The sequence below is a fragment of the Pseudovibrio sp. Ad26 genome (assembly GCF_001623285.1).
GTDB classification, from domain to species: domain Bacteria; phylum Pseudomonadota; class Alphaproteobacteria; order Rhizobiales; family Stappiaceae; genus Pseudovibrio; species Pseudovibrio ascidiaceicola.
Genome location: NZ_LMCE01000008.1, coordinates 68,374 through 82,244, shown reverse-complemented (window position 1 = coordinate 82,244; position 13,871 = coordinate 68,374). Strand labels below are relative to the sequence as shown.

At 51.9% G+C, this 13,871-nt stretch carries 12 protein-coding genes; 1 reads left to right on the top strand and 11 read right to left on the bottom strand.

Features of this window, described 5'->3' with window-relative positions:
• Window positions 1-25: 25 nt before the first annotated feature.
• The 11 genes from gyrB to mtnA form a co-directional block, all read right to left on the bottom strand.
• Window positions 26-2,479: a DNA topoisomerase (ATP-hydrolyzing) subunit B gene (gene gyrB, locus PsAD26_RS01930; RefSeq protein WP_063286294.1), complete on the bottom strand. Its 2,454-nt coding sequence runs from the start codon at window positions 2,477-2,479 to the stop codon at window positions 26-28.
• A 244-nt stretch (window positions 2,480-2,723) separates the two neighbouring features.
• Entirely contained in the window at window positions 2,724-3,347 is a 624-nt protein-coding gene (locus PsAD26_RS01925) for a LysE family translocator (protein ID WP_063309061.1), read from the bottom strand.
• Between the two features lie 89 nt (window positions 3,348-3,436).
• The gene (locus PsAD26_RS01920; RefSeq protein ID WP_063309060.1) at window positions 3,437-4,057 is read right to left on the bottom strand and encodes a LysE family translocator; all 621 of its coding nucleotides are present in this window, start codon (window positions 4,055-4,057) and stop codon (window positions 3,437-3,439) included.
• A 13-nt stretch (window positions 4,058-4,070) separates the two neighbouring features.
• A complete protein-coding gene (locus PsAD26_RS01915; protein WP_063309059.1) occupies window positions 4,071-4,703 on the bottom strand; it encodes a LysE family translocator in 633 nt (210 codons plus the stop codon).
• Window positions 4,704-4,870: 167 nt separating this feature from the next.
• Entirely contained in the window at window positions 4,871-6,001 is a 1,131-nt protein-coding gene (recF, locus tag PsAD26_RS01910; RefSeq protein WP_063309058.1) for a DNA replication/repair protein RecF, read from the bottom strand.
• A gap of 118 nt (window positions 6,002-6,119) precedes the next feature.
• Window positions 6,120-7,238, bottom strand: a complete 1,119-nt coding sequence (dnaN, locus tag PsAD26_RS01905; protein ID WP_063309160.1) for a DNA polymerase III subunit beta — start codon at window positions 7,236-7,238, stop codon at window positions 6,120-6,122.
• Window positions 7,239-7,585: 347 nt separating this feature from the next.
• Entirely contained in the window at window positions 7,586-9,052 is a 1,467-nt protein-coding gene (gene dnaA / locus PsAD26_RS01900; protein ID WP_057463134.1) for a chromosomal replication initiator protein DnaA, read from the bottom strand.
• A 176-nt stretch (window positions 9,053-9,228) separates the two neighbouring features.
• A complete protein-coding gene (locus PsAD26_RS01895) occupies window positions 9,229-9,663 on the bottom strand; it encodes a rhodanese-like domain-containing protein (RefSeq protein WP_063309057.1) in 435 nt (144 codons plus the stop codon).
• 679 nt (window positions 9,664-10,342) lie between these two features.
• On the bottom strand, window positions 10,343-10,609 hold the full coding sequence (rpsT, locus tag PsAD26_RS01890; RefSeq protein ID WP_063294711.1) for a 30S ribosomal protein S20: 267 nt from the start codon (window positions 10,607-10,609) through the stop codon (window positions 10,343-10,345).
• 178 nt (window positions 10,610-10,787) lie between these two features.
• Window positions 10,788-11,561: an enoyl-CoA hydratase gene (locus PsAD26_RS01885; RefSeq protein ID WP_063309056.1), complete on the bottom strand. Its 774-nt coding sequence runs from the start codon at window positions 11,559-11,561 to the stop codon at window positions 10,788-10,790.
• Between the two features lie 89 nt (window positions 11,562-11,650).
• The gene (gene mtnA, locus PsAD26_RS01880) at window positions 11,651-12,757 is read right to left on the bottom strand and encodes an S-methyl-5-thioribose-1-phosphate isomerase (RefSeq protein ID WP_063309055.1); all 1,107 of its coding nucleotides are present in this window, start codon (window positions 12,755-12,757) and stop codon (window positions 11,651-11,653) included.
• A 237-nt stretch (window positions 12,758-12,994) separates the two neighbouring features.
• Between mtnA and PsAD26_RS01875 the strand changes: the two genes are divergently transcribed.
• Entirely contained in the window at window positions 12,995-13,849 is an 855-nt protein-coding gene (locus PsAD26_RS01875; RefSeq protein ID WP_063309054.1) for a GNAT family N-acetyltransferase, read from the top strand.
• Window positions 13,850-13,871 lie beyond the last annotated feature (22 nt).

Sequence of the window (13,871 nt, the reverse complement as noted above, 5' to 3'; positions counted from 1 at the left end):
GTTGTTTCTTACGCTTGTGCGTTGCTTAAACGTCGAGGTTCGCAACGGATAGTGCGTTAGTTTGAATGAAGTCACGTCGTGGCTCAACTTCATCGCCCATCAGCTTGGTAAAGATGTCATCCGCGGCATCCGCTTCTTTGATCTTCACCTGCAGCAGAGAGCGTACATTCGGGTCCAGCGTGGTTTCCCAAAGCTGTTCTGGGTTCATCTCGCCCAGACCCTTATAGCGCTGCATGGAGATGCCACGGCGCCCTTGCGCATAAACAGCCTCCAGAAGGGCTTGTGGGCCGCGAATTTCGACAGACTTGTCTTTGCGCACCAAGGATGCAGCCTTGTGATAGACCTCATCCAAATGCTTGAAGTAGCTGTCGAGGCGACGCGCATCTGCAGAAGCCAGTAGGGCAGCATCAATCGTGGTGACTTCTTTCACGCCGCGAACAACACGGCTGAAGATGAGATCACCCTCTTCAGTTGCTTCACCTTCCCAACCACGCTCAAACTCGTCAGCCAGAATGTCCAGGCGACGCGCGATGTAAGCAGCAGCTTCCTGCGCTTTTTCGTGGTTGTGCAGGTTGTCGGAGTTCAGCGCACCGGCAATTGCAGCCTGTTCGACGACAGCTTTGTTGTAGCGGGAATGCAGGCCGTTGAGAACGTCGGAGATTTCACGAGCCTCATTAACGACGCTACGCAGGTCTTCACCCATGCGCACTTCGCCACTTGCAAGGCTGAGTGACGTCTCATCCAGACCACTGCCGATCAGGTATTCTTCAAAGGCCGCTTCATCTTTCAGGTACTGCTCGGACTTGCCGCGCGTAACCTTATAAAGCGGAGGCTGAGCGATATAGACGTAGCCGTTCTCAATCAGATCAGGCATCTGACGGAAGAGGAAGGTCAACAGCAGCGTACGAATGTGCGCACCGTCGACGTCCGCATCGGTCATGATGATGATCTTATGGTAGCGGAGCTTTTCGAGGTTGAATTCCTCGTTGCCGATACCTGTTCCCAATGCAGTGATCAGCGTGCCGATTTCCTGCGAGGAGATCATTTTATCAAAACGTGCGCGTTCGACGTTCAGGATCTTACCCTTCAGCGGCAGCACAGCCTGATTTGATCTGTCACGGCCCTGTTTGGCAGAGCCACCCGCGGAATCACCCTCCACTATGAAGAGTTCAGCTTTAGAAGCATCGCGCTCCTGACAATCGGCCAGCTTACCGGGTAGGGACGCGATATCCAGCGCGCCTTTGCGGCGTGTGAGCTCGCGAGCTTTACGAGCAGCTTCGCGAGCGCTCGCAGCTTCCACCACTTTGGAAACAATGGACTTTGCTGGGGCCGGGTTTTCTTCCAGCCATGTAGACAGCGCTTCACCAACGAGGTTCTCAACCACCGGACGGACTTCTGAGGAAACCAGCTTGTCTTTGGTCTGGGAGGAGAACTTTGGATCAGGCACTTTTACAGAAAGCACGCAGGACAGGCCTTCGCGGCAATCTTCGCCAGTTGGGTTTACTTTCTCACGCTTCAGGATCCCTGATGAATCTGCGTAGCCGGTCAACTGACGTGTCAGAGCGGCGCGGAAACCAGCAAGGTGCGTACCACCGTCACGCTGTGGGATGTTGTTTGTGAAGCACAGAACGTTTTCGTGATAACTGGAGTTCCACCACATGGCCACTTCTACAGTGATGCCGTCTTTTTCGGCAATCATTGTAACAGGCTCTTCGATGAGCGGATGCTTGGCTCGGTCCAGATAACGAACGAAAGCTTCCAGACCACCTTCGTAGTAGAGCTCTTCAACACGAGGCTCAACACCACGATTGTCTGTCAGGATGATACGGGCACCGGAGTTGAGGAAGGCCAGCTCGCGCAGGCGGTGCTCAAGGGTGTCGTAATCAAACTCAATTTTGGTGAAGGTTTGAGGAGATGGAGTGAAGGTCACCTCAGTACCGGATTTACCCGGAGCGTCGCCGACAACTTTCAAAGGCGCTTCAGCCTCACCGTGATGGAAGCGAAGGAAGTGCTCTTTGTCATTGCGGAATACACGCAGCTCCAATGTAGTGGACAGTGCGTTCACCACAGAAACACCCACACCGTGCAGACCGCCGGATACCTTGTAGGAGTTGCTGTCAAACTTACCACCAGCATGGAGCTGGGTCATGATAACTTCAGCCGCAGAAATTCCCTCTTCAGAGTGAATATCTACCGGAATACCGCGTCCGTTATCGGTTACCGAGACAGAACCATCAGCGTTCAACGTAACGGTCACATAATCGGCATGACCGGCCAGCGCTTCATCGATGGAGTTGTCGACAACCTCATAGACCATATGGTGCAGGCCCGAGCCATCATCGGTATCACCGATATACATGCCGGGGCGTTTACGTACAGCATCTAGGCCTTTCAGCACTTTGATGGAATCTGCACCGTATTCACCTGCGCCATTTTCCTGCTCAGGTCCGCCATTCTCAGGGGTCGACGTTTCGCTCATTCGAATCACTTCACACAACGGTTTTCATTAGGGTTCATGTTATAATTGGTTGGGCAAATGGTTCAAGCAATCTGGGAGTTTAAGCGCTCGTAAACCAAGGGAAATATTGCATAAACACTATTTTTAAGGGGGGATAATTTCCTTAGCGTGCATCCCATGGATTTGCTTGCACGATTAGCACCCCAAGTTTTCATTTTTGTGCCTGGCATTTTCTGAAAATTGAAACGACTTATCGGTGATATTGCTACCGTGTAATCATCAGGACTGCGATACCGAGAAGTCCCAGAGAAGCCATTCTATTAATCAGGTACATCGTCTTTTCTGACCTCAAGAACTGGCAAAATTTGACTGCCAGAAATGAATAGGCACCGTTGATGATCAGTAAGATGGCTGACAGCACAGCGGCGAGCTCAACAAAGCCCAGCAGGCTCATTTCCTCAACGCTGACCAAATTGGGCATCAGCGCGAGGTAGAACATGATTGCCTTGGGGTTTGACAGGTTGAACAATAGCCCAGCAAACAAGGATGTCTTCGCAGAAGATTGTGGTGGGATTGAGTTGCTGTACTCCTCAGAAGGAGCCGCATTTGCGCTCTTCCAGATGCCCCAGGCTAAATAGGTGAGATACGCAGCACCTAACCACTGCAACACCACGAATGCCTCGGAGAAACTGCTGGCAATTGCTGCTAGCCCCAGTGCAGCCATCGAAAACCAGAGCAGATCACCGCTCAATAAGCCCAAACAGAACAGCACTGCACCGCTGCTGCCAAAGCTCATAGCGCGGGCGATGATTGCAAAAACAGCAGGGCCGGGAATGATCGCTAATGTGAAAAGCGTGCCACCGAACAGGGCAAGGCTGGTTACATCCATAAAACTGCAGCGGTTCTTTCTTGGTGACGAGCACTTTCAGTTTACGGCGCCGCAGTCTTCCGCAAGCGCCGTATTAAAAGGCTAATTGCTCAGCGGGTCACCATGGTTGCAGCCACACCGACCATTACCACACTGGAACCTCTGTTCAGACGCTGGAATGCTTTTTGCGACGAAATCAGCTTCTTTGCAGAGACTGCCAGATAGGCATAGATGCCGAAAACGATGAACAACACACTGGCCATGGTTGCTGCCAGTTCCCAATAAGCCAGCAAGTTGATCTTATCCATGGGCACGATGTTCGGCATCAGCGCCATATAAAAGATCACGACCTTTGGGTTGGACAGGTTCATTGAGAGACCAGCAAGCAAAGCTGTGAAACGTGAGGATGCCTCCACAGCTGCATCACCATCTTGCGTTGGGGTTACGCCTTTTGAGTTCCACATACCCCATGCGACGTAAAGCAGATAGGCAGCTCCAACCCATTTAAGCGCCATGAAAATGATCGCGTAGTTGGTCGCAATGGCTGCCAGCCCCATGATTGCAAGCGTGAACCAGAACAGATCACCACAGATCATACCGACAACGAACATAGGTGTGCCACGCATGCCTTGTCCGAAAATACGGGCGAGCAAAGCGGCGATGCCGGGGCCCGGTGTGATGGCTGCAGCGAACAAGGTTCCTGCAAAAAACAAAAGAACTGCCAGTTCCATTTTATTGCTCTTTTTATCGCGCCACGATTGTAGCAGCGGTGCCAAACATTGCGACACTCGCGCTCTTATTCAATCGTTTTACGGCTTTTTCTGAGGTCAGGAGGCTTCGTGCCCGTACGGTCACACCAATATAGATTGCAAAGACCAGTGACAACACAGCAAGCGTAACAAACATCAATTCAACCAAACCAATGGCCGTGATGGTTTCCATAGGCACCACGCTTGGCATCAAAGCCGCGTAGAACAGCAGACCTTTGGGGTTGGAAAGCGTGATCAACATGCCAGAGACCAGCGTTTTGGCACTGCCTTTGCTGCTTTGCGGCATAGCGGTGGTGTTTTCATTTGTCTGAGCTGTCTGGAGGCTGCTGGCTCGCCAGAGCTTCCAGGCTAGAAACAGCAGGTAAGCAGCGCCCGCGTATTTGACGATGGTGAACGCCAGCACGTAGGTGCTTGCTAGTTTCGCCAGACCCAGGATTGCCAGAATAAACAAACACATGCTGCCAATCAGCATGCCAGAGACAAAAGTGAGCGTGCCTTGCAGCCCAAAACCAAGTGTACGCGAAACCAGAGCCGTAATTGCAGGGCCCGGTGTAATGGCGACAACAAACAGAGTTGCCCCGAAAACGAGGAGAATTTGCAAGTCCATAGGGATCACTTAGGTCAGAGATAGGGCGTTGAACGCAGTTTGCGTATTCGCATCGGAAAGCTTGTCTCTGCTTTTCATGAATACCTTCTAAGAATAATCACAAGGATTTTTCTCTGACAAGCGAGATAAAAACGGTTTGTCTTCAAGCCAGCTCAATCATGAAGCCTTTAGCTTAACGCAATGCCGCCATTCGTAACCTCGAAAATCTGTGCTGCAGTTGGCAGGTCTTTGAAGAGGTTTTCGTCAGTCCCAGTCATGAAGACCTGACCACCCAAAGCTTCCAGCCGTGTAAAGAGCGCTTCACGGCGACCCGGATCCAGATGGGCGGCGACTTCATCCAACAGCAGGATTGGCGTCATACCGGAGATCGATGAGGTGAGGTCGGCATGTGCCAGAACCAAACCGATCAGCAAGGCTTTTTGCTCTCCGGTTGAAGCTTGAGCCGCAGGCATTTGCTTTTCACTATGGACCACGTAGAGATCAGAGCGGTGCGGACCATCCAGAGTGCGCCCTGCGGCGCGGTCTCGGAAACGTCCTTCCACCAGCAAATCCCGATAGCAGTCTTCCCGATCTGACGCGCTCATGCCGATGGTTGCAGTTTCAAACGCGCCTTGCAGGTGGATTTCTGCGGACGGGAAGGGGAGGCCAAGCTGCTTTTGCACTTCCAGCGTTTTGGCCAGAAGGCTGACAGTTTCACTGCGAGCCAGAGCAACAGCGGTTCCCAGCTCAGCAACCTGCGCTTCGATGGCATCAAGGTACTCGGGCGTTCCGCCTTCAGACAACAGGCGGTTTCGCTGGCGCAGTGCTTTTTCAAAGCTTGCGACCATTCTGCCATGAGACGGATTGAGGGAGAGGACCAGACGATCAAGAAATTTACGTCGATCAGAAGCTGAACCCGTGAACAAACCGTCCATGGAGGGGACCAGCCACAACACACGCAGGTATTCCAATAGAGCTTCTGAAGAGCGGGCTTCTTCGCCATCTATGCGGACGCGGCGTCCGGGTTCTCCGGCAGTTAAACCTGTGCCGATGCGGGTCTCGCCAAATTCGCCATCCAAAATAGCACTAACGGCCCAACCACCTGTTCCATCAGCACGGGCGATATCACCCAGTGTTGCGCGGCGGAGACCACGGCCAGCAGAAAGAAAGGAGATTGCTTCCAGAATATTGGTTTTGCCTGCGCCGTTGTCGCCGACAAAAGCGACCATTCGGCTGTTCAACTCAACGCTTGTTGCGCTGTAGTTTCGAAAATCCGTTAGCGCGAGGCGAGTGAGCGCCACAGGCACTGGATCCGACATTCAGGCTCTTTCTGGTTACATGAAGTTTGAGCATATTCCTATCGAAAATTAGCTGCCATTTTTCGGGAATATGCATCAGAAGAAAAATGCCCCCGGCTTAGGACCGAGGGCAAAACATTTAAACGCGCATTGGCATCAGAACGTAGAGCGCTTCATCACTGCCTTCATCGCGAACGAGGGTCGGAGAACCGGAATCCGCAAGTGTGAAGAGCGCAGAATCTGCTTCCAGCTGAGCTGCAATATCCAACAAGTACTTAGAGTTAAAGCCAATCTCGAATTCTTCGTTGTCGTACTCAACTGCAACTTCTTCAGTCGCAGAACCAGAATCCGGATTGGTGACTGTCAGAACGATCTTACCTTCGCTCAGGGACATTTTGACTGCACGGCCACGATCAGATGCGATGGTGGAAACGCGATCGACAGCTTCCTTGAAAGCATCACGGTCAACGCGCAGTTCCTTGTCGTTTCCTTTTGGAATGACGCGCTCGTAATCCGGGAAAGTGCCGTCAATGAGCTTCGATGTCAGGATGATATCGCCAATGGTGAAGCGGATCTTGGTTTCAGAGATTTCAACCTTGATCTCAACTTCCGGATCATCCAGCAGCTTCTGAATTTCACCAACGGTTTTGCGCGGTACAATGATACCCGGCATGCCATCTGAACCTTCCGGCGCCTCAAGCTCAGCCTGAGCGAGGCGGTGTCCGTCCGTTGCAACAGCGCGCAAACGCAGGCCTTCGCCGGCGTCCAGAGAGTGCATGTAGATACCATTGAGGTAGTAGCGGGTTTCTTCTGTAGAGATCGCAAACTGAGTGCTGTTGATCAACTTACGGATGCCACCTGCGGTCATGGTGAAGCTGTGGGTGAACTCACCCGCAGTCAGATCAGGGAAGTCAGTGACTGGCAGGATTTGCAGCGCAAAGCGGGACCGCCCGGCGCGAATTTCCATGGTGCTGCCATCACTAGAAGTTTCCAAAACAACCTGAGAACCATCTGGCAGCTTGCGCACGATCTCGTAGATCATGTGAGCTGGCACTGTGGTTCCACCTGGTGTTTCGACCATTGCCGCGATGCTTTCCACGACCTCAAGATCCAAGTCAGTTGCCTTAAGCTTGAGGTTGCCACCTTCAGCCTGCAGCAAAACGTTGGAGAGGATCGGAATGGTGTTCCGCCGTTCCACCACACGGTGTACGTGGGTCAGAGACTTCAAAAGCTCGGTCCGCTCAAGTGTCACTTTCATGCGAAACGTCCATTCTTCTGGGCGGAGCATCGCGCTGGTGCAGCGAACTCCGCGAATTACTAATACAAATTGCCCAGTTTCAGTGCAGAGGCCCACCTGGTCTGCACTCGCCCATTACGCCGAGTTTAATCTGCTGTAGGGCCGTTCAAACTGCACGTTTAGCGCTCAAAATGCAAGAGGGGCGCTGCAAGCAGCGCCCCAATAATCACCAAATTCCTGCAAGGAATTCATATAGCCCCGTGTAGAGGACGCTTATTAGAGCACGCTGTATTCACACATCGTGCTCTAAGTTCTTTGCTAGAGCTCATTCAGATCATTTGATTGAAACCAATCAAATGGAATGCGCTCTAGGCGTCCAGCATACGCTTCAGCAGTTCCAGCTCCTGCGCAAGGCCGTTATCTGCCTTGGAGAGCTCTTCAATTTTGCGAACTGCATGGAGCACTGTTGTGTGGTCACGATTGCCGAAGCGACGACCGATCTCTGGCAGAGAACGTGGGGTCATCATCTTAGCGAGATACATAGCGATTTGACGAGGACGCACGATAGTTCGTGTGCGGCGTGCAGAAAGCAGATCTGCTTTTGTGACGTTATAATGCTTGGACACAACGCGCTGAATATCTTCGATTTTAACGCGACGTGGTTCAGCTGCACGAATGAGATCACGCAGAGTGATCTCAGCCATTTCCAGAGTTACCGGAGAGTTTGTCAGCTGATTATGTGCAACGAGACGGTTCAAAGCACCTTCCAGATCACGACCTGAAGAGGTTACGTTGCGTGCAACGTAGTCCAGAACGGCCTCCGGCACAGTGAAGTTCGGATATGAGCGCTGCTGAGCACGCATACGGTCTTCAATGATAGCGCGACGAAGCTGGAAATCTGGTTCGGAGATATTTACGACCAGACCACCTGCCAGGCGGGAGCGAACGCGGTCATCCAGGCTTTCTAACTCAGCCGGAGCGCGGTCAGCTGCAACAACAACCTGACGAGCACCATCAATCAATGCATTAAGAGTGTGGCAGAACTCCTGCTGCACCTGCTTGCCATGAAGGAACTGCATGTCATCGATCAGAAGAAGATCGATAGAACGCAGAGTTTCCTTGAAGGACATTGCAGACTGCGCCTGAAGCGCAGCAACGAAGCGGTACATGAAATGCTCTGCGGTGAGGTACAGAACACGGCGACCAGCCATACGGGCTTGATTTGCAATCGCCTGCATCAAGTGGGTCTTACCAAGACCTACAGAAGCATGGAGGTAAAGCGGGTTAAAGGTTACGACACCGCCGCCTGCAACTTGCTTTGCTGCTGCAAGAGCCAGAACGTTGGATTCACCTTCAACAAAACTTTCGAAGACGTATTTCGGATCGAGGGATGCCCCTTCGAGTACGTCTTTAGAAGAAAGGTCGGAACGACCACCTCGACCGCCCATCATCGATGGCATTGGGGACGTTGCGCGCAGACCAACAGGATCATTTACCTGAATTGGGCGCATATCAGTCTTGCCACCCAGTGCTGGGCGTGCAGCAGGCTTTGCCGCTGCAGGACGGGGACGAACGGCACCGCGAACGGTGAGCTCGATCTTATGAATGTCATCACATTCATTTTTCCAAAGTCCCATCAGACGCTCTGAATAATGAGACTGAATCCATTGCTTCAAAAACCGCGTAGGAACAGACAAACGAACGGTGCCGTTGGTATGCCCTTCCATGTCTACGCGTGCAAACCAGCTGGAGAATACATCTTCACCCAGCTCAACACGTAGACGTTTCTTAACGCGATCCCATTGCTCCGGCCCTGGAGCTTCCTGAACGTGCATGCTCGCCTCCTTGCAGCCGTTGAGTATTCCGCCACAGATACTCAACCATCAAATCTATTGCGCTCATTACGAGCTTTGTTGAACCAGACGCTTTTTTATTTCGTTGTCATTAGACAAAAACATCACATCGGTGTGGCGCCCACACACCGTTGCTAAATTCTAATATTTCTTGGGAGCTATCCTTGGCTCCACGGAAGACCTTGAGCCTTCCACCCAGAAACCGAGCCTCGATGACCTTCAGCATCATGACCACCTTCAAAGCCACCTGCTACGTTGTAGCAGTTTTTGTAGCCAAGGGCTGTCATCGCTATCGCTGCGGCCTTACTCCGAACTCCAGAGCGGCACAAAAAGAAGATTGCAGCGTTTTGGTCAAGTCCTTTTTGCGTCAATGCGTCAGAAAGTTGACTCGCAAAGCCCTCATGAGGGCCATTGGATGGGAAACCCTGCCATTCAGCAAGGATGACTTCCTTCTCCAATTTGGAAAGATCCGGAATGCCTACGAAGGTCCATTCAGCGTTGGTTCTTACATCTACAAGAATTGCAGAACCATCAGCTTTAAGGCTCTCGAAAATTTCCGTTACGCTTCGATCACCTGCATAGGACTCATGCATAGATACTTCCATTTACTAACCTAGACGCATTACGTTTGCTCACCCAAATGAGTAAGCCACTATAAAAAGACTCAAAATCGAAATTCAAGAAAGATCAGAAGGAAAAGCAACAATAGCAGCAAAATGACGCAACAACTCTAGTAGTCTAAATTGCAATTACTATAAAATGCAACGCCTAGACTTTACGCCATCTGACCAGCTTTGCCCGATCCTGGTTCGATTCTTCTAACTTGTATGCTGGGATCGGGTAGCAACCCGACTTCTTCTTGACCATACACAGCCGATTTTGGTCCCGCAATAGCGGAAAGTTTACAAAACGCAAATGCCCTTTCTATGACGCAAGGTCAAGCTCATATGTCGTCAACGGCTAAGTTCGGCAAAAAGCAGTGAACTCAACAACTTTCTCGATATGCGCTTGGTTAATGGTGGGCGCGGGAAGCGAATAAAAAAAAATTATCCGGCCATCTCTTGACTCACCAAGAATCTGCTTATTTCAACTGTGACAATTTTAACCTAGAGCCAAGTCATTGTTTTTTAGGTATTTTCCTTGACAGGCTCCGAGACTAGTCCACAGGCTATCCGCCGTGAAAATGCCCCAGTTTTATCCTAGGGTAAGCTTATCCAGCTAACAAAAAAGCCCGGCCATACGACCGGGCTCTTTTAGTCCAAATAAATTGGATTAGGCGCCGAGTGCCTTAATGCGGGCATTCATGCGGGATACTTTGCGAGACGCAGTGTTCGCATGCATAACGCCTTTAGCAGATGCACGCATGATCTCAGGCTGTGCAACTTTGAATGCTTCGTTAGCAGCTGTCTGGTCACCCGCGACAATTGCTTCTTCCACTTTACGAACGTAAGTACGTACGCGGCTACGGCGAGCCTTATTAGTGGCCGTCTGGCGAGCAATTTTACGTGCCGCCTTCTTGGCCGAAGGAGTGTTGGCCATGGGCTCTGTCCTGATCTGTCAGTAAGAACTGTTTTCAAATCGCGAACGAGACCGCCCAAAGCCGCCCCGATCAAACGAATTCAGTGGCGAACAAAATCCGCCTCTGGTTGTGGAGCGCTTATAGTTGGGAGTCTTAGCCTCGTCAACGAAAAAAGGTGTAGACCTGCCTAAAAACGGCTTATCCGTCTTCGAATTCAGGTTTTCTCTTTTCAATGAACGCCTTCATACCTTCTTTTTGATCGCTGGTTGCAAACATAGAATGGAACAAGCGACGCTCAAAACGAATGCCTTCAGCAAGTGTTACTTCGTAAGAACGGTTTACACTTTCCTTCGTCATCATAACAATTGGAGTCGAGAAACTTGCAATCTTTTCAGCAGCTTTGATTGCTTCAGCAACCAGGTCTTCATTTGCAATAACGCGGGAAACCAGACCGGCACGTTCAGCCTCTGCAGCATCCATCATACGGCCTGTCAAGCACATTTCCATTGCTTTTGACTTGCCAACAAGCCTTGTTAATCTCTGTGTACCACCTGCACCTGGCATAACGCCAAGTTTGATCTCTGGCTGACCGAATTGCGCAGATTCTGCCGCCAGAATGAAATCACACATCATGGCAAGCTCACATCCACCGCCCAGCGCGAAGCCTGCGACGGCTGCGATGATCGGCTTACGCTTTTGTGCGATCTGATCCCAGCTGGTGATGAAGTCCATCAGATAGGTCTGCGGATAGTCGTATTCTGCCATCACTTTAATGTCAGCGCCCGCCGCGAAGGCTTTCTCGGAGCCGGTGATGACTGTCGCGCCAATTTCAGGGTCACGATCAAATACGTTCAGTGCTTCATCAAGCTCAGCGATCAGATCGCTGTTCAGTGCATTCAATACTTTCGGGCGATTTAGCGTAATCAGGCCAATCTTGCCGCGTGTCTCAACCAGAATATTCTCGTAGGACATATGTCCCTCCCAATAAATTAACTTGGATTTCTGCCCTAACATTGAAGAGTGATGGCTTAGCGGCAAGGTATCCGTTTGTCTTAGTTCTATCAGGCGTCGGTGTTTGCCCGCTCTGGAAACAGTGCTGCGAGCCCTTCTTTACTTGCTGCGCAGACGCCGCGCTCTGTGATCAGGGCGGTGACGTATTTTGATGGCGTCACATCAAACGCGAAGTTGGACAAGGAGGTCTCTGGTGGGCAAATGCGCACCTTCTCGACCTTACCATCCGCGTTTTCGCCTGAGATCCACGCGACCTCTTCACCGCCACGCTCTTCGATCGGAATTTCCTTCAGGCCATCCGCGACAGTCCAGTCGATGGTTGACGAAGGCAAAGCCACAAAGAATGGGACACTGTTGTCATGCGCAGCCAGCGCTTTAAGGTAGGTGCCGATTTTGTTGCAGACATCGCCGTGTGCGGTGGTTCTGTCTGTTCCCACGATGCAAAGGTCCACCATGCCGTGCTGCATGAGGTGCCCGCCTGCATTATCGACCAGCAACGTGTGAGGAACGCCGTGCTCGCCCAGCTCCCATGCGGTCAGGCCTGCGCCCTGATTGCGCGGGCGGGTTTCGTCGACCCAGATATGGACCTTGATGCCTTTGTTGTGGGCCTGATAGATCGGAGAGGTGGCTGTTCCCCAGTCCACGGTCGCCAGCCAGCCCGCATTGCAGTGGGTCAGGATATTGATGGTCTCGCCCGGGCTCTTTTGCGCGGCGATCTCTTCAATCAGCTTAAGGCCGTGCTTGCCGATGGATTCGTTGCAGGCCACATCTTCATCAGAAATCTCGACGGCCCGCTTCCATGCAGCTGCCGCTCTTTGCTCCAATGGCAGCTCTGAGAGCAGGCTTTGCATGTCATTCAACGCCCAGCGCAGGTTGATTGCGGTGGGGCGGGTTGCATGGAGCACCTGCCACGCATTGCTTAGTGCTGCGTCGCTTGGGTCCCGCGCCATTTCCAGTGCAACACCAAAGGCAGCTGTTGCGCCAATCAGTGGGGCGCCTCGAACCCACATATCCTTGATGGAAACTGCTGCATCTTCCAGATTGCGCAGTTCAACCTCGACAAAACGATGGGGGAGGCAGGTCTGGTCGATGATCCCGACAGACTTTCCAGCTTCCAGCGGCCAAATGGAACGGTATGCTTTACCATGAACCTTCATCGCGACGTCTCCTACCCATGTATGCGGTTTGTGCGTCAGATTATCGGATTTTTCCGTGGCTCCATCTGCATTTTATCGCGTCCGGTTTCTTTTCCTCATAAAGTTCTGCAGTCCTCAGTTTCCGCATGGTCCAATTAGATGAAAGCCTTTCATCTCCTCTTTAACCATACTGCGCTACCCTGACTCTCTTACGTCAGTTTACACATAACTTTGCCGGGTTGATGAAAGAGGCTTCCGATGGCTCCGCTGGACACTGAAATTCGCGTTATGGATGAAGATGGCATTCTGACCATGCTGGATTGGGCCGCCCAAGAGGGGTGGAATCCAGGTGAAGATGATGCACCATCCTATTATGCAGCGGATCCCGGTGGTTTTCTTGGCTGCTATCTAAACAATCAGCTGGTCTCAATGGTGTCTGCCGTTCAATACGGTGAGGCTTATGGCTTCCTTGGCTTTTACATCTGTCATCCGGAGTTTCGCAGGCAAGGCCTTGGGGCCGTTATATGGAATGCCGCCATGAAACGGCTGGAAGGGCGGACGATTGGCCTTGATGGTGTAGTGGAAGAACAAGACAATTACGCGAAGTCCGGCTTCAAGCTCGTTCATCAGAATATGCGTTACAGCGGCCTGTCTGATGTCACCATGCCTATGGATCAGCGTATTTCCATCATTGGCAAGGGCATTTTGCCGAGCATCATAAAATATGACCGCAACTACTTTCCTGCAGAGCGCTCAGCTTTTCTGGAACGATGGATGGAGCCAATGAACCCAATGCGCCGGGGCCTTTATCTGGTTGAAGAGGGGATTGTGCGCGGCTACGGCGTTATTCGCGCGGCCCGTGATGGATACCGCATTGGCCCAATGGTCGCTGAAACGCCTGAGGGCGCCGATCTTCTGTTCCGCGCTCTTGCTGGTAGTGCAAAGGGGCAGATGATCAACATTGACCTGCCTTTGCCTAACGAGCAAGCCGTGGAGCTGGCAGAGCGCTATGACCTATCACCCGTGTTCGCTACCGCCAGAATGTATAAGGGCCAAGATCCCAACCTCCCCCTCGACAAGATCTACAGCTTTGCGAGTTATGAGCTGGGGTAGCCCTAGCCACCAGTTTGAAGGC

Bases quoted from the DNA above. Each gene is read 5' to 3' on its own strand.
- gyrB (WP_063286294.1), bottom strand. From the start codon at position 2,479: ATGAGCGAAACGTCGACCCCTGAGAATGGCGGACCTGAGCAGGAAAAT.
- PsAD26_RS01925 (WP_063309061.1), bottom strand. From the start codon at position 3,347: ATGGATGTAACCAGCCTTGCCCTGTTCGGTGGCACGCTTTTCACATTA.
- PsAD26_RS01920 (WP_063309060.1), bottom strand. From the start codon at position 4,057: ATGGAACTGGCAGTTCTTTTGTTTTTTGCAGGAACCTTGTTCGCTGCA.
- PsAD26_RS01915 (WP_063309059.1), bottom strand. From the start codon at position 4,703: ATGGACTTGCAAATTCTCCTCGTTTTCGGGGCAACTCTGTTTGTTGTC.
- recF (WP_063309058.1), bottom strand. From the start codon at position 6,001: ATGTCGGATCCAGTGCCTGTGGCGCTCACTCGCCTCGCGCTAACGGAT.
- dnaN (WP_063309160.1), bottom strand. From the start codon at position 7,238: ATGAAAGTGACACTTGAGCGGACCGAGCTTTTGAAGTCTCTGACCCAC.
- dnaA (WP_057463134.1), bottom strand. From the start codon at position 9,052: ATGCACGTTCAGGAAGCTCCAGGGCCGGAGCAATGGGATCGCGTTAAG.
- PsAD26_RS01895 (WP_063309057.1), bottom strand. From the start codon at position 9,663: ATGCATGAGTCCTATGCAGGTGATCGAAGCGTAACGGAAATTTTCGAG.
- rpsT (WP_063294711.1), bottom strand. From the start codon at position 10,609: ATGGCCAACACTCCTTCGGCCAAGAAGGCGGCACGTAAAATTGCTCGC.
- PsAD26_RS01885 (WP_063309056.1), bottom strand. From the start codon at position 11,561: ATGTCCTACGAGAATATTCTGGTTGAGACACGCGGCAAGATTGGCCTG.
- mtnA (WP_063309055.1), bottom strand. From the start codon at position 12,757: ATGAAGGTTCATGGTAAAGCATACCGTTCCATTTGGCCGCTGGAAGCT.
- PsAD26_RS01875 (WP_063309054.1), top strand. From the start codon at position 12,995: ATGGCTCCGCTGGACACTGAAATTCGCGTTATGGATGAAGATGGCATT.